This window comes from Achromobacter sp. Root565 (assembly GCF_001427425.1).
GTDB lineage: Bacteria > Pseudomonadota > Gammaproteobacteria > Burkholderiales > Burkholderiaceae_B > Achromobacter > Achromobacter spanius_D.
On the sequence record NZ_LMGO01000001.1, the window covers coordinates 1,575,833 to 1,599,411 of the forward strand.

20 protein-coding genes are annotated in these 23,579 nt (G+C 66.7%); 15 read left to right on the forward strand and 5 right to left on the reverse strand.

Annotation, left to right across the window (positions count from 1 at the left end):
• Position 1: 1 nt before the first annotated feature.
• The 7 genes from ASD71_RS07010 (at position 2) to ASD71_RS07040 (ending at position 6,580) form a co-directional block, all read left to right on the forward strand.
• Entirely contained in the window at positions 2 to 889 is an 888-nt protein-coding gene (locus ASD71_RS07010) for an ABC transporter permease (RefSeq protein WP_056561441.1), read from the forward strand.
• Positions 890 to 915: 26 nt separating this feature from the next.
• The gene (locus ASD71_RS07015) at positions 916 to 2,457 is read left to right on the forward strand and encodes a class I adenylate-forming enzyme family protein (RefSeq protein ID WP_056561442.1); all 1,542 of its coding nucleotides are present in this window, start codon (positions 916 to 918) and stop codon (positions 2,455 to 2,457) included.
• Positions 2,454 to 3,227, forward strand: coding sequence for an SDR family oxidoreductase (locus tag ASD71_RS07020; protein ID WP_056561443.1), 774 nt, complete (start codon positions 2,454 to 2,456; stop codon positions 3,225 to 3,227). The genes ASD71_RS07015 and ASD71_RS07020 overlap by 4 nt, the downstream gene beginning before the upstream one ends.
• A 108-nt stretch (positions 3,228 to 3,335) precedes the next feature.
• A complete protein-coding gene (locus ASD71_RS07025; RefSeq protein ID WP_056561444.1) occupies positions 3,336 to 3,893 on the forward strand; it encodes a carboxymuconolactone decarboxylase family protein in 558 nt (185 codons plus the stop codon).
• A gap of 22 nt (positions 3,894 to 3,915) precedes the next feature.
• Positions 3,916 to 4,713 carry an ABC transporter ATP-binding protein gene (locus ASD71_RS07030; RefSeq protein WP_056566524.1) on the forward strand — a complete coding sequence of 266 codons (798 nt, stop codon included), beginning with the start codon at positions 3,916 to 3,918 and terminating at the stop codon, positions 4,711 to 4,713.
• Positions 4,710 to 5,549: an ABC transporter permease gene (locus ASD71_RS07035; RefSeq protein ID WP_056561445.1), complete on the forward strand. Its 840-nt coding sequence runs from the start codon at positions 4,710 to 4,712 to the stop codon at positions 5,547 to 5,549. The genes ASD71_RS07030 and ASD71_RS07035 overlap by 4 nt, the downstream gene beginning before the upstream one ends.
• A gap of 26 nt (positions 5,550 to 5,575) precedes the next feature.
• Entirely contained in the window at positions 5,576 to 6,580 is a 1,005-nt protein-coding gene (locus ASD71_RS07040) for an ABC transporter substrate-binding protein (protein ID WP_056561447.1), read from the forward strand.
• Between the two features lie 7 nt (positions 6,581 to 6,587).
• On the opposite strand, the gene ASD71_RS07045 is transcribed toward ASD71_RS07040, so the two are convergent.
• Together ASD71_RS07045 and ASD71_RS07050 are read right to left on the reverse strand one after the other, a co-directional pair.
• Complete coding sequence (locus ASD71_RS07045; RefSeq protein ID WP_056561449.1) at positions 6,588 to 7,676, reverse strand: porin; 1,089 nt, start codon at positions 7,674 to 7,676, stop codon at positions 6,588 to 6,590.
• An 8-nt stretch (positions 7,677 to 7,684) separates the two neighbouring features.
• Positions 7,685 to 8,848, reverse strand: a complete 1,164-nt coding sequence (locus ASD71_RS07050; RefSeq protein WP_056561451.1) for a DUF1624 domain-containing protein — start codon at positions 8,846 to 8,848, stop codon at positions 7,685 to 7,687.
• A gap of 163 nt (positions 8,849 to 9,011) precedes the next feature.
• Here ASD71_RS07050 and ASD71_RS07055 point away from each other — a divergent pair, with 163 nt between their 5' ends.
• Positions 9,012 to 9,323, forward strand: a complete 312-nt coding sequence (locus ASD71_RS07055; RefSeq protein ID WP_156395095.1) for a hypothetical protein — start codon at positions 9,012 to 9,014, stop codon at positions 9,321 to 9,323.
• A 132-nt stretch (positions 9,324 to 9,455) separates the two neighbouring features.
• On the forward strand, positions 9,456 to 11,786 hold the full coding sequence (locus ASD71_RS07060; RefSeq protein ID WP_056561456.1) for a TonB-dependent siderophore receptor: 2,331 nt from the start codon (positions 9,456 to 9,458) through the stop codon (positions 11,784 to 11,786).
• Here ASD71_RS07060 and ASD71_RS07065 read toward each other — a convergent pair.
• Both ASD71_RS07065 and ASD71_RS07070 read right to left on the reverse strand, forming a co-directional pair.
• Positions 11,783 to 13,084 (reverse strand): HAMP domain-containing sensor histidine kinase, encoded by a 1,302-nt coding sequence (locus ASD71_RS07065; RefSeq protein ID WP_056561458.1) that lies wholly within the window; start codon positions 13,082 to 13,084, stop codon positions 11,783 to 11,785. The genes ASD71_RS07060 and ASD71_RS07065 overlap by 4 nt on opposite strands.
• On the reverse strand, positions 13,077 to 13,760 hold the full coding sequence (locus ASD71_RS07070) for a response regulator transcription factor (RefSeq protein ID WP_056561460.1): 684 nt from the start codon (positions 13,758 to 13,760) through the stop codon (positions 13,077 to 13,079). Before ASD71_RS07070 ends, ASD71_RS07065 begins: the two co-directional genes overlap by 8 nt.
• Before the next feature lie 196 nt (positions 13,761 to 13,956).
• On the opposite strand from ASD71_RS07070, the gene ASD71_RS07075 reads away from it, so the two are divergent.
• The 5 genes from ASD71_RS07075 to ASD71_RS07095 all read left to right on the forward strand — a co-directional run bounded on the left by ASD71_RS07075 (position 13,957) and on the right by ASD71_RS07095 (position 19,060).
• Positions 13,957 to 15,096 carry an ABC transporter substrate-binding protein gene (locus tag ASD71_RS07075; protein ID WP_056561462.1) on the forward strand — a complete coding sequence of 380 codons (1,140 nt, stop codon included), beginning with the start codon at positions 13,957 to 13,959 and terminating at the stop codon, positions 15,094 to 15,096.
• Between the two features lie 6 nt (positions 15,097 to 15,102).
• Positions 15,103 to 16,185: an iron ABC transporter permease gene (locus ASD71_RS07080; RefSeq protein WP_056561463.1), complete on the forward strand. Its 1,083-nt coding sequence runs from the start codon at positions 15,103 to 15,105 to the stop codon at positions 16,183 to 16,185.
• A 29-nt stretch (positions 16,186 to 16,214) separates the two neighbouring features.
• Positions 16,215 to 16,667 (forward strand): azurin, encoded by a 453-nt coding sequence (azu, locus tag ASD71_RS07085; protein WP_056561465.1) that lies wholly within the window; start codon positions 16,215 to 16,217, stop codon positions 16,665 to 16,667.
• 2 nt (positions 16,668 to 16,669) lie between these two features.
• Positions 16,670 to 17,461: an ABC transporter ATP-binding protein gene (locus ASD71_RS07090; protein ID WP_056561467.1), complete on the forward strand. Its 792-nt coding sequence runs from the start codon at positions 16,670 to 16,672 to the stop codon at positions 17,459 to 17,461.
• Positions 17,462 to 18,115: 654 nt separating this feature from the next.
• A complete protein-coding gene (locus ASD71_RS07095; RefSeq protein ID WP_056561469.1) occupies positions 18,116 to 19,060 on the forward strand; it encodes a hypothetical protein in 945 nt (314 codons plus the stop codon).
• 64 nt (positions 19,061 to 19,124) lie between these two features.
• On the opposite strand, the gene ilvA is transcribed toward ASD71_RS07095, so the two are convergent.
• Entirely contained in the window at positions 19,125 to 20,696 is a 1,572-nt protein-coding gene (ilvA, locus tag ASD71_RS07100; RefSeq protein ID WP_082578816.1) for a threonine ammonia-lyase, biosynthetic, read from the reverse strand.
• Between the two features lie 551 nt (positions 20,697 to 21,247).
• Here ilvA and ASD71_RS07105 point away from each other — a divergent pair.
• The gene (locus ASD71_RS07105) at positions 21,248 to 23,476 is read left to right on the forward strand and encodes an NADP-dependent isocitrate dehydrogenase (RefSeq protein WP_056561471.1); all 2,229 of its coding nucleotides are present in this window, start codon (positions 21,248 to 21,250) and stop codon (positions 23,474 to 23,476) included.
• The last annotated feature ends 103 nt before the right edge of the window (positions 23,477 to 23,579 follow it).

A 23,579-nucleotide genomic window follows, 5' to 3' on the forward strand; every position in this document is an offset into this window, starting at 1 on the left:
CATGTCCGCTACTTCCGCTGCAACTGATCCTGCCGGCGCGCCGGCCGCGCGCCGCCCGGATGCGTTCGCCGTGCGCTTTGCCCGCAACCGCGGCGCCGTGGCGGGCGCGCTGGTCCTGCTGCTGGTCGCGCTGGTGGCCGCCAGCGCCGATTGGCTTTACCCCGTCAACCCGCTGCGCATCGTCGGCGCACCCGAGATCTGGCCACTCGAGTCCTGGCGTTATCCGCTGGGCACGGACTCCATGGGCCGCGACATCGCCGCACTCATCGCCCACGGCGCCCGCGCCACGCTGCTGATCGGCCTGGTGGCCGCCGCCACCGCCACGCTGATCGGCGTCACCGTCGGCGCGGCCGCCGCCTGGGCGGGCGGTTGGGTGGACGAGGCGCTGATGCGCCTGACCGAGCTGTTCCAGATCATCCCCAACGTGGTCTTCGTGCTGACCGTCGTGTCGGTGCTGGGCCCGCGAATCGAAAACATCACGCTCGCCGTCGGCCTGGTGTCCTGGCCCCCGATCGCCCGCCTGACCCGCGCCGAATTCCTGTCCTTTAAAGAACGCGAGTTCGTGCAGGCCTGCCGCGCCGTCGGCATGAGCCCGTGGCGCATCGCCGCCGCCGAGGTCCTGCCCAATGCGCTGCCGCCGGTCATCGTGATGTCCTCGCTGGTGGTGGCCGGGGCCATCCTTTACGAATCGGTGGTGTCCTTCCTGGGACTGGGCGATCCCAACATCGCCAGCTGGGGCCGGCTGGTGGGCGAAGGCCGCAGCCTGATCCGCTCGTCCTGGTACATCTGCGCCGTGCCCGGCGTAGCCATCATGCTTACCGTGCTGTCGCTGAACCTGGTCGGCGACGGCCTGAACGACGCGCTCAATCCCAAGCTGCAAAAGGGCTGAGCCGCCAACTTCTGGAAGTCTTTCTTATGACGCATTCCCCCCAAAATCTTGGCGACCTTGCCGATCCGCGCCTGCCGTCGGACCTGCCCGCGATCGTCGATCTGCGCCTGCCCGGCGCGCCGTGGCAACTGACCCACGGCGAGGCCGGCCGCCTGGCTGGCGGCGTGGCCGCATGGCTGACCGCGCGCGGCCTGCCGCCCGGCTCGCGCATCGCCATCGCGGCGCTGAACCGCGCCGAGTATCTGCTGGCGTACTTCGGCATCATGCGGGCCGGTTACGTGGCCGTACCCATCAACATCAAGCAGTCGCAGGAGAACATCGACTACGTGCTGCGCGATGCGGACATTGCGCTCGCCTTCGTGGACGGCCCGCGCCGCGCCGGGTTCGAGGCCACCGTGCCGGTGCTGGATTTTGACGACGCCGGCCCGCAGGGGTTTGCCGCGCAGATCGTTCCCGGCACGTTCAACAGCATCACGCCCGCGCCCGAAGATATTGCGCAGATGCTGTACACGTCAGGATCCACCGGCAAACCCAAGGGCGTGCCGCTGACCCATGCCGGCCAACTGTGGGCGCTGACCGCCACGTCCGGCCCCGCGAATCCGGACGCGCCGCAAGCGCGCTATCTGCTCGCGCAGCCGCTGTTCCACATGAACGGCCTGTTCATGTCCAAGCGCGCGTTTGCCAGCAACGGCCTGCTGGTGATCCAGCCCGGGTTCGAGGTGCAGGCCTACGCCGATGCATTGGCACGCTACCGCATCACCATCCTGACCGCCGTGCCCACGATGTTTGCGCGGCTGGTGAAGGACCCCGCCTCGCTGCAGGACCACGATCTGTCAGCGCTGGAGCGCGTGATGCTGGGCTCCGCGCCAATGACGACGGCCCTGTTCGACCGCATCCAGCGCGCGCTGCCCCACGTGCGCATCACGCACGGCTATGGCACGACGGAGGCCGGTCCCGCCGTGTTCGGGCCGCATCCCGATGGCTTGCCCACGCCACCCCTGTCGGTCGGCTATCCGTTGGACGCGGCGCAAGTCCGGTTGACGGGCGGCGCCGGACCGGACGAGGGCGTGCTTGAAATGAAGAACCCCGCCGTGCTGCGCGGCTATCACAACCTGCCGGAAAAGAGCGCTCAGGTGTTGAACGACGGCTGGTACTACAGCGGCGACGTGATGCGCCGCGACCGCGACGGATTCCACTACTTCGTGGGCCGCGCGGACGATATGTTCGTTTGCGCGGGCGAGAACATCTATCCCGTTGAAGTCGAGAAGTTGCTGGAGTCGCATCCCGACGTGCGACAGAGCTGCGTGGTTCCGCTGGCCGATGAAGAGCGCGGCCACATCCCGGTCGCCTTTGTCGTGCGGCGCGCCGGCAGCACGCTGGATGCCGACACGCTCAAGCAGCACGCCCTGGCCAACGGCCCGGCGTACCAGCACCCGCGCCGCATCCGCTTTCTGGACGACCTGCCGTGGGCCGGCACCAACAAGGTCGATCGCAACGCCCTGCTGCTGCAGGCGCGCGCGCTGGAAGCGCGGCAGGCATGGACACAACCCGAAAAGGAGGCCGCATGAGCGCCACACCGGATTCCCTGGCGGGTAAGACCGCCCTCGTCACGGGCGGCAGCCGCGGCATCGGCCGCGCCATCGCACTCGTGCTGGGCCGCCGCGGCGCGCACGTCGCCGTGCACTACCACGCGCGGGCGGATGCCGCCGAAGAAGTCGTCAGCCAGATCCAGGCGGCAGGCGGCCAAGCCTGGACGCTGCAAGCCGACTTGGCAGACCCGGAGGCGGCGGCGCGGCTGGCGCAGGATGCACGCGCCACTTTGCGCGAGCGTACCGGCTCCGAGGGCCTGGACATTCTGGTCAACAACGCGGGCGTGGGCCTGCGCGCCCGGCTGCCCGACGTGACGCCGCCGGACTTCGACCGTGTGCTGCAGGTGAATTTGAAGACGCCGTTCTTCCTGATCCAGCACTGCCTGCCGTTCCTGCGCGATGGCGGCCGCATCATCAATATCTCGTCGATGGGCACGCGCGCCGCCTATCCCGAAATGAGCGTCTACGCGCCGGCCAAGGCGGGCCTGGAGGCGCTGACGCTATTGCTGGCCAGCGATCTGGGCGCGCGCGGCATTACCGTGAATGCCGTGTTGCCCGGCGCCACCGCCACCGATCTGAACCAGCGTGCACGCGACCCGGAACTGAGCCGCGTCATCGCGCAGAGCATCGCACTGGGCCGCGTGGGCCAGCCGGACGACATCGCAGACATCGTCGCTTTCCTGGCGTCCAACGAGGGGCGCTGGGTCACCGGACAGCGCATCGACGCCACGGGAGGACAGCGGCTGTAGTGTCGGGCGATGCCGGCATGCCCATATACATATGTGATATCGGTATTTTTCACGCGGCCGCATGTCTCTTAGGATTCCAGCGTTCTTCTTCCCAACGCTGGAATTGCCTTGTCACGCCTTACTCCTTTGGATCCCGCCAAGCTGGATCCCGCGACCGCCCAACTCTTCAATCAGCTTCTGCAGGATTACGGCCCGTACGCGAACATGCTGAGCGCCTTCGCGCCCCGTCCGCCGGCCTTGAAGCATTTCTTCTCGTACCTGGTCCAGTCGCGCGAGGACGGGCTGATCTCGCCGCGTCACCTGGAAATCGCACTGCTGACCGCGTCCAAGGCGCACGCCTGCCATTACTGCGTCACGCTGCATACACCCAAGCTGGCGGCCCACGGCATCTCGCAGGATGCCATCGACCGTCTGCTGGAGCCGCAGGTGCCGGGCCTGGACGAGAAGGATCTGGTGGTCCGTGATTACGCCGTGCTGGTCACGCTCACGCCGGCGCAGGTCAGCGACGCCTTCTATGCGAAGCTGCAATCGTTCTTCAGCGAGGAGCAGATCGTCGAGCTGACCATCCGCATCGCGCTGTGCAGCTTCTTCAAGCGCTTCAACGAGGCACTGGAAGTTCCGCACGAAGACGTGGTGGCGCTGGAACTGGAGCATGGCGCGGCTTGACGCGGCGTGCAGTCGTTTCGCCATGAGCCCTACCCCGCCCCTGAAACTTGAGATCCGCAATCTCTCCAAGCGCTTCCACACCGACACCGGCCCGGTGCAGGTTCTGGACGACATCAGCCTGAACGCCGCCAGCGGCGAGTTCGTCAGCATCATCGGTCCGTCCGGCTGCGGCAAGTCCACGCTGTTCAACATCCTGACCGGCCTCCTGGAACACGACGCCGGCACCATCGCACTGGACGGCCGCCCGCTGCCCAACCTGCGCGGACGCGTCGGCTACATGCTGCAGCGCGACCTGCTGATGCCGTGGCGCACCGTGCTGGACAACGTCCTGGTCGGCCTGGAAATCCGCGGCGCGCCCAAGGCCGAGTCCGTGGAACGCGCACGCGAGTACCTCGACACCTTCGGCCTGCTGCCCTTCCAGGACAGCTATCCGAAGGCGTTATCCGGCGGCATGCGCCAGCGCGTGGCCCTGGCGCGCACGCTGCTGCCCGACCCCGACGTCCTGCTGCTGGACGAACCCTTTTCGGCACTGGATTACCAGACACGGCTGTTCCTTGAATCCATGCTGGCCGACACCGTCAGCAGGCAGGGCAAGACCGTGGTGCTGGTGACGCACGACATCGATGAGGCCATCGCGCTGTCCGAGCGCATCTTCGTGCTGAGCGCCCGGCCCGGCCGCCTGAAAAGCGAGCACCGGATCGAGCTGGGCACGCGCTCGCCGCTGCATGCGCGCCACGACAGCCGCTTTCCCGGCTACTTCGACCTGCTGTGCCAGGAACTCGACATACAGACCGCCCGCAAGGACGGCACCCACGCATGACCCAGACCTCCGCATCTCTTGCCCAGGGCGTCGCCACGCCCGCGCGCCCGCGTCCGGGCTTTCGCGTTCCCGTCCTGGCGACGCAGCTTCTCATTCTTGCCGTGCTGTTCGGCGCGTGGGAAGCCGCCGTGCGCACCGGCGCCGTCTCGGGCTTTCTGTTCGGATCTCCGGCCGGCGTGGTGCAGGCGGGGTGGAAGCTGATCGTGTCCGGCGAACTCTGGGAGCACGCCAACTACACGCTGTGGGCGTCGGCGGCCGGTTTCGTCGTCGGCACCGTGGTGGGCACCATCCCGGGCCTGGCGCTGTGGTATTCGCCCTATGGCGCGAAGGTGGTCGAACCTTTCCTGGTCGCGATCAACAGCGTGCCCAAGATCGCGTTCGCGCCGCTCGTGATCCTGTGGTTCGGCACGGGCCTGATTTCGAAGGTGGCACTGTCGATCTCGCTGACGTCCATCGTCGCGCTGCTGGCCGCCTTTCAGGCCGCCAAGGACGCGGACCCGGACATCCAGAAGATGCTCGTGTCGCTGGGCGCCACCAAACGGCAGATCTTCGCCAAGGTCGTCGTGCCGTCGGCCACGCCCGCCATCATCGCCACGTTCCGCATCAACATCGGCTTCGCGCTGGTGGGCACGGTCGTGGGCGAGTTCATCTCGTCCAAGTACGGCCTGGGCCACATCATCTTCGTCGCCTCGTCGCTCTATGACCTGAACACGGTCTGGGTCGGCATCTTCTCGCTGATGCTGCTGGGCTTTGTCCTGTATGCCGGCGTGGACATTGCCGAAAAGCGCCTGCTGCGCTGGAAAGACCAGACCTACGCCACTCAATTCAAACTGTGAAGCGCGCACTCTGCCGCTGAGAATCCATGAAAATCCGACCCTCCCTGCGCATCGCCGCTGCCGCGGCTGCCTCCCTGCTGTCCATCTCGGCCATGGCCGCCGACAAGGCCACCGATACGGCCAACGCCAAGGTCACCGACAAAGCCGTCGTCTCCGCCGCGTTCAAGTCCGTGTTCTACCTGCCGGTGTATTTCGCCGAGGAACACGGCTACTTCAAGGACGAAGGGCTGGACGTGCGCATCGACGTCGCGTCGTCCTCGACCAATGCGCTGGCCGCCGTCATCTCCCGGAGCGCCGACTTTTCCCTGCACGGCCCGGAATGGACCGCGATCTCCTTCGGCCGCGGCGCGCCCGTCAAGGTGGTGGGCGGCACGCTGAACCGCCTGGGCGTGTGGCTGACTTGCAAACCGGCCTTCGCCTTTGACGGCTTCAAAAGTCTGAAAGGCGCCACCATCGCCACGGGCGCCATGCCGACCACCAGTTCGTCCGCATTCATCAAGCTGGTCAAGAACGCCGGCCTGGACCCCAAGCGCGACGTGAACCTGCTGGAAGTGCCGCTGGGCAACGAGATCGGCCCGCTCAGTTCCGGCCAGGCCGATTGCGCGGTGCTGTACGAGCCGGGCGCCTCGCAGGCGCAGGCACAGGGCTTCAAGGTGGTTTCCGCGTTCTCGCGCGAGATCGGCCCGTACACGTTCTCGGCCATCTCCACGCGCCAGGACATCGCCCCGCAGGTCTCGCAGAAGTTTGTCTCCGGCATCGACCGCGCGCTCAAGGCCATCCGCACGGACCCGGCCGCCGCCGTGGCCAGCGGCCTGAAGCTTTTTCCCAACCTGGATCCCGCCGTCGTGCGTGCGTCGGTGCAACGTCTGATCGACGACGGGGTGTTCGCCGATTCCGTGGCCGTGCCCGAGCAGGCCTTGAAGGACGCGCTCCAGACCCAGATCGACCTGGGCAATCTGGACCGCATCCCCACGGATGGAAAATGGCTCGATCTCGGCTACGCGGATTCGATTGCCGGGAAGGCGTACTGACGCGCCGTCAGAAGCGGTGGCGCATGCCCACCGCGTACTGGGACTGATGCCAGGACGGATCGTCCCAGGCGCCCCGCATGTAGCCATAGATGGCATACACATTGGTGCGCTTGGACAGGTCGTACACGTAGCCAGCCGAATAGATCTGCTGGGAATGCGTGGCGCCATCGCGTTCAAGCGCGCCTCCGCCCGGCAGACTGCCCTGCCACGATGCCATCACGGTGCTCGCGCCCGTGCGCCAGGCGGCGCCCGCCATCACGCCATGCACCGTGCTGCCCGGAAAGTACACGCGCTGCCCGGGTGACGGCACCGCCGGGATGGTGGATCCGTTGCGCATCACTGACCAGCCGGCGTAAAGCGTGAACGCGTTCACCGTCGCACGGCCCGCGAGCGTGTAGGCGTACGGCCGGCGGTCGGCCCCGGCTCTGGTCATGGCGGCCGATTGCGCCGTCCCATCCGCCCAGCTCGCGCCCTCGTAGGTTGCGGCGATCGAATAGCCCGGCTGATCGAACACCACCGCGGCGCTGTACAGCTTGTTGGTGGATGCGGTCTGAAAGCCGCCGCCGCCGTCGTAGTCCAGGCTGGCGTCCACGCCCGCGCGCAGGCCGCCCACCGACGGGCTCCAGTACGCCACCGTGTTGTCGGCGCGATTGGCGTTGTACGGCAGCAGCGCTGTCTGGGCGCCGGTGATCAGGTACGACGCCAGGAACGCATCGTAGTCCGCCAGCGTGGCGGACGATACCGAGGTCTGCCGCCCCAGCCGCAGATCGCCAAAACCGCCCGACACGCCCACCCACGCCGCGCGTCCAAACAGGCGTCTGCCTTGCGCCGAGTTGCCGTTGGTGGCCAGAAAGCCGCTTTCCAGCAGGAAGTTCGCGCGCAGGCCGTTACCCAGGTCTTCGCTGCCGCGCAGGCCCCAGCGCGAACCGGACTGCACGCCCGACTGCATATTGATCGCCGTGCCGCGCTCCTGCGTGGAAAACCCCGCGATGCTCAGGTCGACGACGCCATACAGCGTCACCGCGTTCTGCTGTGCGTCGGCCGCCCATGGCGCCATCAATGCCGCGACGCCGGCGGCAAACTTGCGTGCTGCCATCGCTTGCCTCACAGGTACTTGAGCCAGGCGATATCGCGGCGCGCGGCCTTCAGGCGTCCGAACCAGCGCACGGGCCAGAACAATGCCGCGGCCAGCAGGATTGAAATCAGCCACACCGACGCCATGCCATCGACGCCGAAGTACTTGCCCTGGTTCAGGCCCCAGATGGCTTCGCCGCCCAGGTACAGGGCTTTCAACACGTACAAGTGCAGCAGGTAGAAGAACATCGGGGCGGCGCCAAACACGCACAGCGCGCGGACCCAACCGGCCGACTGCGCGCGCTCGATCAGCACCAGCAGGCACAGTCCCAACCCCAGCGTCAGCAGCAGGAACATCAGCGACGGCGGATATTTGGTGATGTTCACAAAGCTCATGACGGTATGCAGCGCGTCGTCCTGCACCGCCCACTTCTGCGACTGCCCGTAGCCGTTGAACGCCCGCAGGATCACAAAGCCCGCCACCGCCGCCAGCCCGGCCGACCACAGACGGCGCTGACGCACGGCCGCGTCCGAACCCGGCTGAAACCACGGTCCGGCCGCATACCCGAGCGCAATCACGCCGATCCACGGCAGCAACGGGTAGGACGTGCGCAGGCGCAGCGTGTCGCTCACCTCGATCCAGCCGCGATCATGCAGCACTGCCCACGGCACGTGCATCACGTGACCCGCGGCAAAGTGCACGGCATCCAGCGCGTTGTGGCCAGCGACCAGCACCACGCCAACGACAACCAGCGCCCAGCGCGGCAACCAAAGCAAGGCCGCCAGCGACAGCATGGACAGGCCGATCACCCAGATCACCTGCAGGTACACAACGGACGGCGGAAACTGAAAGGTCCACGCGAAGTTCACCACGATGACTTCGAGCGCGATCAGGAATGCGCCGCGCTTGGCCAGAAACGCGGCCGTGGCGCCGCGGTCGCCGGCCTTCGCGCCGTACAGCCAAGCCGACAGGCCCGTCAGAAAGATGAACACCGGCGCGCACAGATGCGCAAGCAGACGCGAGAAGAACAGGTCCGGCGGCGTGGCGGACACGTCCATCGGGTCGCCAACCTGGTGATGCAGGAAGAAGGTTTCGCGCACATGGTCGAGCAGCATGATGACGATGACCAGGCCGCGCAGAGCGTCAATGGAACGCAGCCGGGTGGCGGCGGGAGGGGAAATGAGAGAAGCCATGGAGGAATGCGGGAGATGCTTGAGATGCCCGCGGCACGCCGGGAGGCGCAGCGCGAAAAAAGCCAGAATAGTAATGTAATAACATTACTATTCCAAGACACAATTCTAGGAGACACCCCATGCCCGCCAGCCCCGCCCTCAACCGGCAAGTTTCGCCCCGTTGGTGCGCGAGGGAAATCTGCGCTACCGCGAGGAAATCCTGGACGGCATCGAGGCCGCGCCGGGGTCGATCGCCGATCTGTGCCAGGGCAAGCACATGGGTAAACGCCTGATCCAGCTGGAGGATGCTGAATGGCCAAGAAGGTTGCAACTGACGCCCGAAGGCCGCGCCATGATCGAGCGCATGCGGGTCAAGAGCGACGTCAGGAGCGAAGCGATTCTGCAAGGCCTCAATGCCGAACAGCGTCACCAGCTTGCCGACATGCTCGGCCTTGTCAAACGCAATCTGCTGGCCTTCGATACCTCGCGCACCTGATCGCGCACGGTCTCCCCGCGGCCCGCCCGCCTGCCTTTTTCTCAGTGCGCCCGATCGCCGCGTCTTAACAGGATCTTGAGACGCGCCTCCCTAGAATCCGGAACGATTCTCATTGAGGCACTCAAGATCGCCATGGCGCAACAACAAAAAGTTCACTCACAGGGCGCGTTGGCGCTGAAAACCCTGGGCATGGCGCTTGGCGCCGCCGCCTCCACGCAGGCTCACGGCCAGACGCCCCCGGCAGACAACGCGGTGCTGCTGGCGCCCGTCACCGTGCAGGCCGACGCCCCGCCCTTCAAGGCGGACCGCGTGCAGTCGGGCAAATTCACCGAGCCGCTGCTCGACACCCCGCAAAGCATCACCGTCGTCCCGCGCGCGGTGCTGGAAGAGCAGCAGGCCAAGAGCCTGCAGGACGTGCTGCGCAACGTGCCGGGCATCACGTTCAGTTCGGGCGAAGGCAATCTGGGCTGGGGCGACATGTTCACGATCCGCGGGTTTTCCGCGGAGCAAAGCATCACCGTGGACGGCATCCGCGACGCGGGCCTGTCCAGCCGCACCGACATCTTCAACCTGGAACAGGCAGAGGTCTTCAAGGGCACGGGCTCCATCGAATCCGGCATCTCGGCCGTGGGCGGCAGCGTCAACCTGGCCAGCAAGGAAGCGCGGCTGGGCTCGTTCTACAAGATGTCCGGCGGCCTAGGCACGGATCATTACCGGCGCATCACCGCGGACCTGAATCAGGAACTGACGGACAGCGCCGCCCTGCGCGTCAACCTCATGCGCCACCACAACGGCGTGGCCGAGCGCGACGTGACGGAGTTTGACCGATCTGGTGTCGCGGCGTCGCTGGCGATGGGCCTGGGTTCCCCCACCCGCGTCACCGTCAACTACCTGCATCAGGAAGACGACAACATCCCCGACGGCGGCGTGCCGATCCAGCGCGGCACCGGCGGCAAGCGCATGCCAAATGTGGCGCGCAACGCCTGGTACGGTGATCCGGGCCTGTACACGGAGCAGACCCGCACCGATCAGGCAACGATGAAGGTCGAACATGACTTCACCAAGGCGGCGCGCCTGACCAACATCAGCCGCTGGCAGCAGACCGACCGCATCGGCGTGCTTGCCCCGGCACGCTTCAATTCCACGTCGCGCACGTCGTACGGCTACGTGGGCGCCGGCCCGCTGGTGCAAAGCGCCGACGGCATTGCCTCGTACAGTGGCTTCACGCCGCTGCGCGATCCCTCGCCCTATGCCCAGTTGCGCGGCAACGACTTCGGCACGTCCAAGCGCTACACCATCCTGGCCAACCAGACCAACCTGAACCTGGACTTCCATACCGGCGGCATCAAGCATGCCGTGGTGACGGGCGTGGAGTTCTACAAGGAAACCTACGGTGACCATGCACGCACGATTCGCGCGCCGTCGATCAATCCGGTGATCGACCTGCGCGACACCGGCGGCACGAACATGGGCGGCGTGGACACCTTGAAGGGCGATTCCGGCAACAAGGCCGAAGTCTTCAACGCCGGCCTGTATGCCGCGGACACCGTGACGTTCAATCCGCAATGGATGCTGCAGGGCGCCTTGCGCTGTGACCGCTACCGCGTCACGCAGACGGCGGGCGCCGCCACGCAGCGCGTCACCGACGGCGCCTTCAGCGGCCGCATCGGTCTGACGTACAAGCCCGTGGAGAACGGCAGCGTCTACGTGTCGTACAGCCAGGCCGCGCAACCGTCCGCGATGGGCGCGTCCACGAACAACAACATCTACGGCGCCACCGGCTCCGACACCTACAAGCCGGCCGTCGCCCGCACGTGGGAACTGGGCACGAAATGGGACGTGGCCGGCGGCGACCTGTCGCTGACGGGCGCTCTTTTTCGCACAGAATTGACGGACTCATGGGAATACGGCGACGACGCCACCGACGTGGTGCGCGCCCTGCCCGCCAAGCGCGTGGATGGCATCGAGCTGGGCCTGTCGGGCAACATCACGCCCCGCTGGTCCGCCTTTGCCGGCGTCAGCGCCATGAAAAGCCGCATCACCAAGGGCGCGAACCAGGGCGAAGAGGCCAAGAACGTGCCGGACCTGACGTTCAACCTGTGGACCACGTACGCGGCCACGGAAGACCTGTCGCTGAGCTATGGCGCGCAGTACGTGGGCAAGCGGCGCTATACGGACAACAAGTACGTCGGCGGCAAGAACAACAACAGCTCCACCGTGTCCGGTCCCTACGGCACGCATCCGGTCTGGGTGCGCGACAACGAGAAGGCGCCTTCCTACTGGCTGCATTCCGTCGCGGCGCGCTACCGGCTGAACAAGAACGTGACGCTGGGCGTGAACGTGGACAACCTGTTCAACAAGTTCTATTACAGCCGCATCGGGGCATCGCTGGACGGCTTCCAGCTCTACGGCGTACCCGGCGCGGGACGCACGGCTCTCTTCACCGCAGACGTCGCCTTCTAAACCGCAAGGCCCGCCGCAGGCCCGGCCAGGTCCACACGGAACTGGCTGCCCTGCCCGGGCCGAGACTGCAGCGACACGCGCCAGCCCTGGTGCTCGCAGATGCGCTGCACCAGGGACAAGCCCAGCCCCAGGTTGCCGTCGTCCAGCTGATCGCCGCGTACGAAGGGGTTGAAGATGGAGGCGTGGCGTTCCACCGGAATGCCCGGACCGTTGTCGTTCACCTGCACGAAATCGGGTCCTGCCGTGACAACGATGCTGGCCTGCGGGCCGGCGTACTGCAGCGAATTGCGCATCAGGTTGGACAGCACCGCGCGCAGCAGCGGCGCGGGAAACAGCAAGGGCGCTTCCTGCGCACCGGATGCTTCCAGCGTCAACTGCATGCCGCGCCGCTGCGCCACCGGCGACCACGCGGCCAACTGGCCTCGTGCGGTGTCCGTCGCGCTTTCACGCGGGAACAGGCCTGCCGCGTCGCCGCCGCGCGCCAGCATCAGATAGGTGTCCAGCCGCTCGCCCATGTCAGCGGCAGCCGCCTCGATCCGGGCAAGACGGGCCTGTCCCGCCGCATCCAGCGCCTGCTCTTCGCGCAGCAGCTCGCAGGAACTGGAGATCACCATCAGCGGCGTGCGCAGTTCGTGCCCCACGTCGGCGGTGAAGAGCTGCTCGCGCCTGAGCGCCTGTTCGAGCTGGTTGTAGGTCGAGTCGAAGGCCGCCGCAAGCTGGCCGATCTCGTCCGGCGGATAGTCTTCGGCCAGCCGGGTCTGCGGCGGCTGCGCGCCGCGGGTATTGACCTGGGCGGCCAACCGCGCAAGCGGACGCAACAGGCGCCGCGTGGCCAGGATGCCCAGGACAAACGCCAGCGCCAGGCTGGCCGCCAGTCCGGTGACCGCGGTCCAATGCGAGGCCGACTGGTTCTGCTCGTACTCGGTGTAGTCGCGCAGCAGCATGTAGCGCTGGCCCTTGAAGTCGTCGACCATCACGTGCCACACGCGATCGTTGCGCTCGATCTTGTGGAAGCCCGGATTCAGCGGCCGCAGCCAATCGGGAAACTCCCCGCTTGCCGGATCGCCGTGAAAGAAGCGGTTGGGCCGGCCCGGGTCGATGCCCGCCAGAAAATCGCCCCGCACCCGCTCCACCGCCATGCCCATGTCGATGCGTTGAAGATGCGCCTCCAGCTTGCCGACGCTCCACACCGACAGCCAGGTCAACAGGCCTGCTACCAGCAGCGCCAGCGCCACATACGTCAGCACAAGGTGGCGCGCCAGCCCGCGCCGCGCCGCGCGCCTGCCCGGGCTAGTCATCGCTTGCGGCACGCAGCTGGTAGCCGATGCCGTGCACCGTGTGCAGCAGCGGCGTGTCGTAGGGCTTGTCGACCACATGGCGGATCTGGTGGATGTGGGTGCGCAGGCTGTCGCTGTCCGGCGGCGAGTCGCGCCACAGCGCCTCCTCCAGCCGGGCGCGATGGACCACCGCCGGGCTGGCACGCATCAGCAAGGTCAGCAATTGCAGCGGAGACGGCGGCAGGCGCAGCGCCAGGCCCGCCCGCGCAAGCGCCAACGTGCCGGTGTCCAGCGTCAAGTCGCCCACGCGCAGCACACGGGCCGCGCCCGCCCCGCTGGCGCGATGCAGCAGCGCCTTGACCCGCGCGGCCAGTTCGGCCAGCGCAAAGGGCTTGACCAGGTAATCGTCGGCGCCCGCGTCGAATCCCGTCAGGCGGTTGTCCAGCGTGTCTCGGGCCGTGACCATGATGACGGGGGTGTTGCACGCGGACTCGGTGCGCAGCCGGCGGCACAGCTCGTAACCGTCCAGCCGCGGCAGCATCAGGTCCAGCACGATCAGGTCGAACTCGCCCGACGCCGCCATCGCGTAACCGCGCTGGCCGTCTTCAGCGCAATCGACGATATAGCCGCGCCGCGTCAGGTGATGGGTGATGTTGGCAAGAATGTCGGGGTCGTCTTCGATGACGAGAACGCGCATGGCGGGACCGCTCGGCGAATAACAATCAATCTCACATTGTAGGGGTGCGCCCAAAGGTCCGGCAGCGGTGCGGCGCCCACGCCACAGGCGTGATGCGTCTTAACGAATTCTTGAGGACGGTTGTCGGACACTGCCCGGCGATAAGAATGGTTCGCGTTACCTGCACCCCGCGGTTGACGCACCTGAAGGATTCGCCATGCGCTCGATTGCCCTTTTCCGCGCGGCCGTGACCGCCGCCGCCCTGTTCTGCGCCCTGTTCTGCGCCCTGTCCGGCGCCCATGCCCGCGAGGTCACCGACCTGGCCGGCCGCGTTGTGACGGTGCCCGACCATCCGCAGCGCATCCTGCTGGGCGAAGGCCGCTTTGCATTTGCGATGGCGTTGCTGGACCGCCACGATCCGGTGGCGCGCGTCGTCGGCTGGCAGGGAGAGCTGAAGCAGCAAGATCCGTATTCCTGGAACCAGCTCGTCACGCGTTTTCCCAAGGCGGCCGACGTGCCCCTGATCGGCAAGACGTCGGAGGCCAGCGTCAGCCCGGAGAAAATCGTCTCGCTGCGGCCTGACGTGGCGATCTTCAGCGTCAGTGGCCATGGTCCCGGCCGGAACAACCCGATGATCCCGGCATTGCAGGAAGCCGGCATCCCGATCGTCTTCATCGACTTCCGCCAGCATCCCGTGCGGAACACGGTGCCCAGCATGCGCATCCTGGGCCAGGCACTGGATCGTGAAGCCGAGGCGGAAGGCTACATATCCTTCTACGAAGACCACCTTGCCCGCGTGCGCAAGGTCGTGGAGCCCGTGCCGCCCGCCCAGCGGCCGCGCGTCTTCGTGGAAATGCTGGCAGGCGTGTGGCCGGCCTGCTGCCACACCACAGGCAATGGCAGCTTCGGCGACCTGCTGGAAGCCGCGGGCGGCGTCAACGTCGCGGCGCCCGTGCTGCCCGGCGCCATCGGCGACGTGAGCCTGGAGTTCGTCATCGACGCCAAGCCCGACGTGTACATCGCCACCGGCAGCCGCTCCGAACCCGGCCGCCCGGGCCTGCTGGCCGGTCCCGGCGCCGATCCGAAGGTGTCCGCCGACAGCCTGGCCACGCTGCTGAACCGCGACGGCATCCGCGACCTGGACGCCGTGAAGCAGCACCGTGCCTTCGGCATCTGGCACGCGTTCTACAACTCGCCCTACAACGTTGCCGCCATCGAGGCGATGGCGAAGTGGCTGTATCCCGAACGCGCCGCCGCGCTGGATCCGCAAGGCACGCTGGACGCGCTGTACGGCCAGTTCCTGGATCTGGACAACGCGGGCGCCTTCTGGACATCCCCAGCCGCCCCGGCAAAGTAGCCCGACATGACCGGTTTCGCCCCCGCCGCCGTATCGCCCGCGGCGTCTGTTCCCGGCGATCCCATCGCCGCGTACCGGCGCGCGGTGCGCAAGCGCGTACTGCTGACCGCCGCGCTGGTGCTGGCCATCATGGCCAGCCTGCTGGCCGACATCGCGAGCGGACCCGCTTCGCTGTCCCTGCCCGAGCTGCTGCGCACGCTGCTGCATCCCGACGTGTCAGACACCGGCACACGCGTCATCGTCTGGCAATTCCGCTTGCCCTATGCGCTGATGGCGTTGCTGGTCGGCGTGGCACTGGGCTTGGGCGGCGCCGAGATGCAGACCATGCTCGACAATCCGCTCGCCAGCCCCTACACGCTGGGCGTCTCTGCCGCCGCGGCGTTCGGCGCGTCGCTTGCCATCACGCTGGACTGGCATCTGCCGGCGCTGCCCGCCGGCATGACCGTTTCCGTGTCGGCCTTCGCGTGCACCCTGCTGTCGGTACTGGTACTGGAACGCGTGGCGCGGTGGCGCGGCGGATCGACGCTGGGCGTGGTGCTGTTCGGCATCGCGCTGGTGTATTCGTTTCAGGCGCTGGTGATGCTGCTGCAGTTCGTCGCCAGCGAGGAGGCCTTGCAAGGCATCGTCTTCTGGACAATGGGCAGCCTGGCGCGCGCCACCTGGACCACCGTCGGCGTCATGGCGGCGGCGCTGGTTCTGGTCATTCCGTTTTCGATGCGCGACGCCTGGAAGCTCACCGCCGTGCGCCTGGGCGAGGAACGCGCGGCCAGCTTCGGCATCGACGTCAAGCGGCTGCGCCTCATCAGCCTGCTGCGCGTCAGCGCGCTGGCGGCGCTGGCCGTGTCGTTCGTCGGCACGATCGGCTTCGTCGGCCTGGTCGCGCCGCACATCGCGCGGCTGCTCTTGGGCGAAGACCACCGCTACTACCTGCCGGGCAGCGCGCTGGCCGGCGCGCTGATCCTGTCGCTGGCGTCCGTGGCGTCCAAGACCGTGCTGCCCGGCGCGCTCATCCCGGTCGGCATCGTGACCTCGCTGGTCGGCATTCCCTTCTTTCTCACCATCGTCGTGCGCGCCCTCAAGCGCGCCTGACGCCACAACCGCAACAAGGACACACCCCGATGAAATTCCGCCTGACGCTCACGCTCGCGGCTCTGATGATCGCCGGCACTGCCCATGCCGCCCCCGCTTGCTCGATCGACGTCGAAGGCCGTCCCGGCAAGCAGTTCGGCCCCGCCCACATCGTCGTGCCAGCGACCTGCCAGGAATTCACCGTGCGCCTCATCCACACGGGCAAGAACAGCAAGGAAAAGGCCGGCCACAACTGGGTGCTGACCAAGACCGAAGATATCGACGCCGTAATGGTCGACGGCATCAAGGCCGGCGCGAGCAGCGACTTCCTGGCGCCGGGCGACGGCCGCATCCTTGCCAAGACGCCCATGCTGGGCGGCGGCGAGACGGCCACCGTCACCTTCCCCGTCAGCCGCCTGCGCGCGGGTCAGTCGTACACCTACTACTGCTCGTTCCCCGCGCACGCGCAGCACATGCGCGGCACACTGGTGCTGCAACGCTGACAATGACGCAGCTACGCATCCAGGCGCTTTCCGCCGGCTACGGCGGGCGTGCGGTGCTGCGCAACGCCAGCGCCGGCCCCATGCCCGAAGGCGCCGTCACCGCGCTGCTGGGGCCGAACGGCAGCGGCAAATCGACGCTGCTCAAGACGCTGGCCGGCCTGCATCCGGTGATGCAAGGCGCAATCTTGCTGGACGGCGAGGACCTGGCAAACGCCAGCCCGGCCCGCCGCGCCGAATGCGCCATGTACATGCCGCAGGCCTTGCCCAAGGGCGTGCACATGACCGTCTTCGAATCCGTGCTGGTGGCCGCGCGCTCCGGCCGCCACGGACAACCCGGCCATGCGTTGATGGAAAACGCCATGGCTGTCATCAACGAGCTGGGCATCGCGCCGCTCGCCAGCCGCCATCTGGACGAGCTGTCCGGCGGGCAGAAGCAGTTGGCGTCGCTGGCCCAGGCGCTGGTGCGGCGTCCGCGCCTGTTGCTGCTCGATGAACCGCTGTCCGCGCTGGACCTGAATTACCAATTTCACGTCATGGACGTGCTGCGCCGCCAGACGCGCCTGCACCGCCTGATCACGTTGGTGGTGCTGCACGACCTGAACATCGCGCTGCGTCACGCCGACCATGCGTTGCTGCTGCACGCAGGCGCGATCGAAGCCGAGGGCCTGCCCCGCGATGTGGTAACCCCGGACACCTTGCGCCGTGTATACCGCGTGCGGGCGCGCGTCGAACATTGCCCGCAGGGCCAGGCGCAGATCCACGTGGATGGACTGGCCGATCGCTCAGCATCGTAGGTCATCGTAGGTGTCTGACACCCTTGCCGCAGCCCTGCATGGTGCCGACCGTCTCACGCGGGTGTCAGACACCGGGCCAACATGCGCCGGCCGTCATCCTCGCGTCGTAGGTGTCTGACACCCTTGCCGCAGCCCTGCATGGTGCCGACCGTCTCACGCGGGTGTCAGACACCGGGCCAACATCGTAGGTGTCTGACACCCTTGCCGCAGCCCTGCATGGTGCCGACCGTCTCACGCGGGTGTCAGACACCGGGCCAACATGCGCCGGCCGTCATCATCGCRTCGTAGGTGTCTGACACCCTTGCCGCAGCCCTGCATGGTGCCGACCGTCTCACGCGGGTGTCAGACACCGGGCCAACATGCGCCGGCCYTCATCATCGCGTCGTAGGTGTCTGACACCCTTGCCGCAGCCCTGCATGGTGCCGWCCGTCTCACRCGGGTGTCAGACACCGGGCCAACGCGCGCCGGCCTTCATCCTCGCGTCGTAGGTGTCTGACACCCTTGCCGCAGCCCTGCATGGTGCCGACCGTCTCACRCGGGTGTCAGACACCGGGCCAACGCGCGCCGGCCGTCATCATCGGTGTCAGACACCCGGTGACTCGGCGCAGACGCACCGGTATATAGTCACCCCTTGTGCCATTCAGGGAGTCCGCCGTGCCCAGCCGCCGCGCCCTCGCGTTTCTGCTCAGCCTGTTTGCCGCGCCCTCCGGCGCCGCCGTGGTCTACGACAATCACGGCCTCGTCGTCGACGTGGCGACCGGCAGCCGCAGCGACTGGAACACCGGTCAGCGCCAGACCACGCGCGCCACCACTATCACCTTCCAGGGCAAGGCCTTGTGCGGCACCGACGTCGGCGCGCTGTTTTATCCGAACAGCACAGCGCCGCAATCCCGCGCATTCTTCTGCCCCGGGCCGGTCGCCGTTCTGGAAACCGACGCAGTACTGGCGTTCTTCACCAGTTCCAGCGCCAGCACCGTGCTTGTGCACTTGCAGGTCGTGAACGGCGCGCTGCGCGTGCAGCGACTGCCGCTTTCCGATAAGCCAGACCGCGACCGCATCCACACCACGCGGTTCGAGGACGCGCGCCTGCCCGGCTGGACGCGCGTGAACTCGGCCTGGAACGAAACCGTGATGATCCGCCATGCGCCGCTCAAGGCGCTGAACCTTGGCCCTGGGAAACTGCTGGACGTCTCCGGCGACGTGGCCTATCTGGCGATCCCCCCAGGCCGGGAGGTCGTCGTGCTGCAGCCGGCCACCCGCGTAAAGGACGCGCACGGCGACCTGCAATACGTCCCCGAAGTCACCAAATTCGTGGACGCGCCGCTCGCATTTCGGGCGGTGCGGCTGAGCGATGGGCGCGAGCTGGCGCGGCTGGATTTCGACGACACTTGCGTGGGTCTGCCTGCCCTGCAGTTCGAACGGTCCGATGCGAAGACCGTTTCCAGCGCATCGCCGGCGGTCGCGTTCGACGATGTGCCGGCGTGGCGTGCAAGCGCATTGGAATTGACCCAGACGCAGGGCCGCGCGACGCTGCGTTTGAAACCGGGCGTGCAATTGCCGCGCAAGCCGGGATGCAACGCCGGCAAAGCGCCTGGTTAGATCCAGGGTTAGACGCCGGGTTGGACGCCCGGCAGATAGTCCGATTGAATGCCCATCCAAACGTTCAGATCAGGAACTGGCGATAAGCCTCGTTATCCGTTTCCTCGGCGTGCGCATAACCGAGCTGCCGCAAGAACCCATCCAGCGCCGCATCATCGGCCACCGGCGCCTGAATGCCCACCAGCGCCGAGCTGAAGTCCGTGCCCTGGTTGCGGTAATGGAACAGGCTGATGTTCCAGTTGGGCGCCATCGCCGACAGGAACTTCATCAACGCGCCCGGGCGCTCAGGAAACTCGAAGCGGAACAGCCGCTCGCCGCCCGCCAGCGGCGAACGTCCGCCCACCATGTAGCGGATGTGCTGCTTGGACACCTCGTTGTTCGTCAGGTCGCTGGCCGAGAATCCTTCCGCCTGCAATGCGGCCAGGATATCGGCAGACTCGCCGCGCCGCGCGATCTGCACGCTGACAAAGATGCGAGCAGTGCGCGCGTCGGCGATGCGGTAGTTGAACTCCGTCACGCTGCGCTGTCCGATCACCCGGCAGAACCGGCGAAAGCTGCCGCGCTCTTCGGGGATGGTCACCGCGAACACCGCCTCGCGCGCCTCGCCCACTTCAGCGCGGTCCGCCACGAAACGCATGCGGTCGAAGTTCATGTTCGCGCCCGACGTGATCGCTACCAACGACTGCCCGCGCGCGCCTTCGCGGTCCACGTACTTCTTCAGCCCCGCCACCGCCAACGCACCCGCGGGCTCCAGCACGCTGCGGGTATCCAGGAACACGTCCTTGATCGCCGCGCAGACCGCGTCCGTGTCCACGAGGATCACTTCGTCCAGGTATTCGCGGCACAGGCGGAAGGTCTCCTCGCCCACCAGCTTGACCGCCGTGCCGTCCGAGAACAGGCCAACATCAGCCAGGATCACCCGCTCGCCCACGCGCAGCGATTGCGCCATTGCGCAAGAATCCTCGGTCTGTACGCCGATGACCTTCACGCCGGGATGCACCGCCTTCACATAGGTCGACACGCCCGCCGCCAGACTGCCGCCGCCGATCGGCACAAAAATCGCATGCAGCGGCTCGGGGTGCTGACGCAGGATCTCCATGCCGACCGTTCCCTGCCCCGCGATCACGTAGGGATCGTCGAATGCGGGCACGAACGTCAGCCCCTGCTCCTGCGCCAGCGTCTGCGCATGGGCATAGGCGTCGCTGTACGAATCGCCAGCCTGCACCACCGTCACGGTCGGTCCGCCGTGGGCGCGCACCGCGTCCACTTTCACCTGCGGCGCCGTCTGCGGGACCACGATGATCGCCCGCACGCCCAGCTTGGCCGCCGAAATCGCGACGCCCTGCGCATGGTTGCCGGCCGACGCCGTAATGACCCCGCGCTCCAGCGCAGCGCGCGGCGTGTTGCGCATCTTGTTGTAGGCGCCGCGCACCTTGAACGAGAACACCGGCTGGTTGTCTTCGCGCTTGAAATGAACGGTGTTGCCCAGCCGGGCGGACAGCCCACGCGCAAGATCCAGCTCGGTTTCACGGGCAATGTCGTACACCCGGGCGGTCAGGATCTGCCGGAGGTACTCCATCGGCGTGGCGGCGCCGGCCTGGAATTCCGAGGGTGCGTGGGGAGAGGTTGCGGACATGGTTTCTCTGCTTGGGTTGCTTGCCCGGCAGAGGCGGCCACAAAAAACCCGCCTCGTGGGGCGGGTGGCTGTGACTGTTGCGGTCGCGCGCTAACCCACCATTCCAGGAATGATGGTAATAATCAGCGAAATGCGGACGGCGCGGAAATTCATGGGGCGTACTTTCCTCTCATCGCGCGGCTTTGTCAAACGCCGATTGCGGACACGTTGAGGCCGAATTCTGCCTGCCCGCGCAATGCGTCCCCCAAAAACCGTCATAAGCATATTGCGGCGCCATCAAGAAATAGAACCATTTCCCGGCGCAATGCGTAGCACGGTATTACAATGGAAGGTTCGTGGCGGTCGCACCTTCCAAGGCGGACCCGGAAACGGCCTTTTCATCGGCCGGCCGGTCCAGCCAAACAATAGGGCGGGCGGCAGTCATGTTGGAGGGACGCTCTGCCTGCGCGTCCTTCCATACGAACCCACTCTCGACAACATCTACCGGCGTACGCCGCATAGCATGTTCGGGTTTGCGCGTTAATCGCCTGAGCCGAACAGATTCAAGGATCATGTCTCTTACTCCGAAGATTATCTATACCCTCACCGACGAAGCTCCGGCACTGGCAACCCGTTCGCTGCTGCCCATCGTCCAGGCATTCGCCAAACCCGCAGGCATCACGGTCGAGACCCGCGACATTTCGCTGGCAGGCCGCATCATCGCCCTGTTCCCGGATTACCTCGAAGACAGCCAGAAGCTGTCGGACGCCCTGGCTGAGCTGGGCGCCCTCGCGGTCAAGCCCGAAGCCAACATCATCAAGCTGCCCAACATCAGCGCCTCGATGCCCCAACTGAAGGCGGCCATCAAGGAACTGCAAGACCAGGGCTACAAGCTGCCGGACTACCCGGACGCCCCCGCCAACGACACCGAACGTGACGTCAAGGCCCGCTACGACAAGGTCAAGGGCAGCGCCGTCAACCCGGTCCTGCGCGAAGGCAACTCCGACCGCCGCGCCCCGCTGTCGGTCAAGAACTACGCCCGCAAGCACCCGCACAAGATGGGCGCCTGGACGGCCGACTCCAAGTCGCACGTCGCGCACATGAGCGAAGGCGACTTCTACGGCACCGAGAAGTCGGCCCTCATCGCCGAAGCCGGCGACGTCAAGATCGAACTGACCGCCGCTGACGGCGCCAAGACCGTCCTGAAGGAAAAGACCCCGGTCAAGGCCGGCGAGATCATCGACGCCGCCGTGCTGTCGACCGCCAAGCTCAAGTCCTTCCTGCAGGCCCAGATCGACGACGCGCGCGCCAACGGCGTGCTGTTCTCGGTCCACCTGAAGGCCACCATGATGAAGGTCTCCGATCCCGTCATCTTCGGCCACGTGGTCTCCGTGTTCTACAAGGACGTCCTGGCCAAGCACGCCGACGCCCTCAAGCAGGCCGGCTTCGATCCCAACAACGGCATTGGCGACCTGTACGCCAAGATCCAGGCGCTGCCCGCCGACCAGCAGGCCGCCATCACCGCCGACATCGACGCCGCCTACAAGACGCTGCCGCAGCTGGCCATGGTGAACTCCGACAAGGGCATCACCAACCTGCACGTGCCCAGCGACGTCATCGTCGACGCGTCCATGCCCGCCATGATCCGCGACTCCGGCAAGATGTGGAACGCCGAAGGCAAGCTGCAGGACACCAAGGCCGTCATTCCCGACCGCAGCTACGCCGGCGTCTACCAGGCCGTCATCGACGACTGCAAGCGCAATGGCGCCTTCAATCCGGTCACGATGGGCAGCGTGCCCAACGTCGGCCTGATGGCTCAGGCTGCCGAAGAATACGGTTCGCACAACAAGACCTTCGTCATCCCGGCCGCCGGCACCGTGCGTGTCACCGACGCCGCCGGCGCCGTGCTGCTGGAACAGGCCGTCGAAGCCGGCGACCTCTGGCGCATGTGCCAGACCAAGGACGCCGCAATCCAGGACTGGGTCAAGCTGGCCGTCACGCGCGCCCGCGCCACCAAGACGCCCGCCGTCTTCTGGCTGGACGAAAAGCGCGCCCACGACGCCCAGGTCATCGCCAAGGTCAAGCAGTACCTGAAAGACCACGACACCAGCGGCCTGGACCTGCGCATCCTCGACCCCGTCGAAGCCACCAAGTTCTCGGTCAAGCGCATTCGTGAAGGCCTGGACACCATCTCGGTCACCGGCAACGTGCTTCGCGACTACCTGACCGACCTGTTCCCCATCATGGAACTGGGCACCAGCGCCAAGATGCTGTCGATCGTGCCGCTGGTCGCCGGCGGCGGCCTGTTTGAAACGGGCGCGGGCGGTTCGGCCCCCAAGCACGTGCAGCAGTTCCTGGAAGAAGGTTTCCTGCGCTGGGATTCGCTGGGCGAATTCATGGCGCTGGCCGAGTCCCTCGACCACCTGGGCCGCACGTACAAGAACCCCACCGCCCAGATCCTGGCCAAGACGCTGGATCTGGCCACGGCCAAGTTCCTGGACGAAAACAAGTCGCCCGAGCGCAAGGTCGGCGGCCTGGATAACCGCGGCAGCCACTTCTACCTGGCGATGTACTGGGCCCAAGCCCTGGCCGCCCAGACCGAAGACCGCGCCCTGGCCACCCAGTTCGCCCCTGCCGCGATCGCGTTCTCCGAAGGCGAAAACAAGATCCTGGACGAACTGAAGGCAGCCCAAGGCAAGCCCCTGGACATCGGCGGCTACTACCAGCCGAACGAAGCCAAGGCCAGCCAAGCCATGCGCCCCAGCGCCACGCTGAACAAGGTGCTGGCCTCGATCGGCTAAGCCCCCTGCCCTTGCTGGCTGGCGTTAGCCGGTTGGCGGGCATGTGAAAAAACCGGCAGTCCCGATGGGGCTGCCGGTTTTTTTTTGTGGTGGGTTGTGGAGG

Coding starts and splice junctions, on each gene's coding strand:
- ASD71_RS07010 (WP_056561441.1), top strand. CDS start 2: ATGTCCGCTACTTCCGCTGCAACTGATCCTGCCGGCGCGCCGGCCGCG.
- ASD71_RS07015 (WP_056561442.1), top strand. CDS start 916: ATGACGCATTCCCCCCAAAATCTTGGCGACCTTGCCGATCCGCGCCTG.
- ASD71_RS07020 (WP_056561443.1), top strand. CDS start 2,454: ATGAGCGCCACACCGGATTCCCTGGCGGGTAAGACCGCCCTCGTCACG.
- ASD71_RS07030 (WP_056566524.1), top strand. CDS start 3,916: ATGAGCCCTACCCCGCCCCTGAAACTTGAGATCCGCAATCTCTCCAAG.
- ASD71_RS07035 (WP_056561445.1), top strand. CDS start 4,710: ATGACCCAGACCTCCGCATCTCTTGCCCAGGGCGTCGCCACGCCCGCG.
- ASD71_RS07040 (WP_056561447.1), top strand. CDS start 5,576: ATGAAAATCCGACCCTCCCTGCGCATCGCCGCTGCCGCGGCTGCCTCC.
- ASD71_RS07045 (WP_056561449.1), bottom strand. CDS start 7,676: ATGGCAGCACGCAAGTTTGCCGCCGGCGTCGCGGCATTGATGGCGCCA.
- ASD71_RS07050 (WP_056561451.1), bottom strand. CDS start 8,848: ATGGCTTCTCTCATTTCCCCTCCCGCCGCCACCCGGCTGCGTTCCATT.
- ASD71_RS07060 (WP_056561456.1), top strand. CDS start 9,456: ATGGCGCAACAACAAAAAGTTCACTCACAGGGCGCGTTGGCGCTGAAA.
- ASD71_RS07065 (WP_056561458.1), bottom strand. CDS start 13,084: ATGACTAGCCCGGGCAGGCGCGCGGCGCGGCGCGGGCTGGCGCGCCAC.
- ASD71_RS07070 (WP_056561460.1), bottom strand. CDS start 13,760: ATGCGCGTTCTCGTCATCGAAGACGACCCCGACATTCTTGCCAACATC.
- ASD71_RS07075 (WP_056561462.1), top strand. CDS start 13,957: ATGCGCTCGATTGCCCTTTTCCGCGCGGCCGTGACCGCCGCCGCCCTG.
- ASD71_RS07080 (WP_056561463.1), top strand. CDS start 15,103: ATGACCGGTTTCGCCCCCGCCGCCGTATCGCCCGCGGCGTCTGTTCCC.
- azu (WP_056561465.1), top strand. CDS start 16,215: ATGAAATTCCGCCTGACGCTCACGCTCGCGGCTCTGATGATCGCCGGC.
- ASD71_RS07090 (WP_056561467.1), top strand. CDS start 16,670: ATGACGCAGCTACGCATCCAGGCGCTTTCCGCCGGCTACGGCGGGCGT.
- ilvA (WP_082578816.1), bottom strand. CDS start 20,696: ATGTCCGCAACCTCTCCCCACGCACCCTCGGAATTCCAGGCCGGCGCC.
- ASD71_RS07105 (WP_056561471.1), top strand. CDS start 21,248: ATGTCTCTTACTCCGAAGATTATCTATACCCTCACCGACGAAGCTCCG.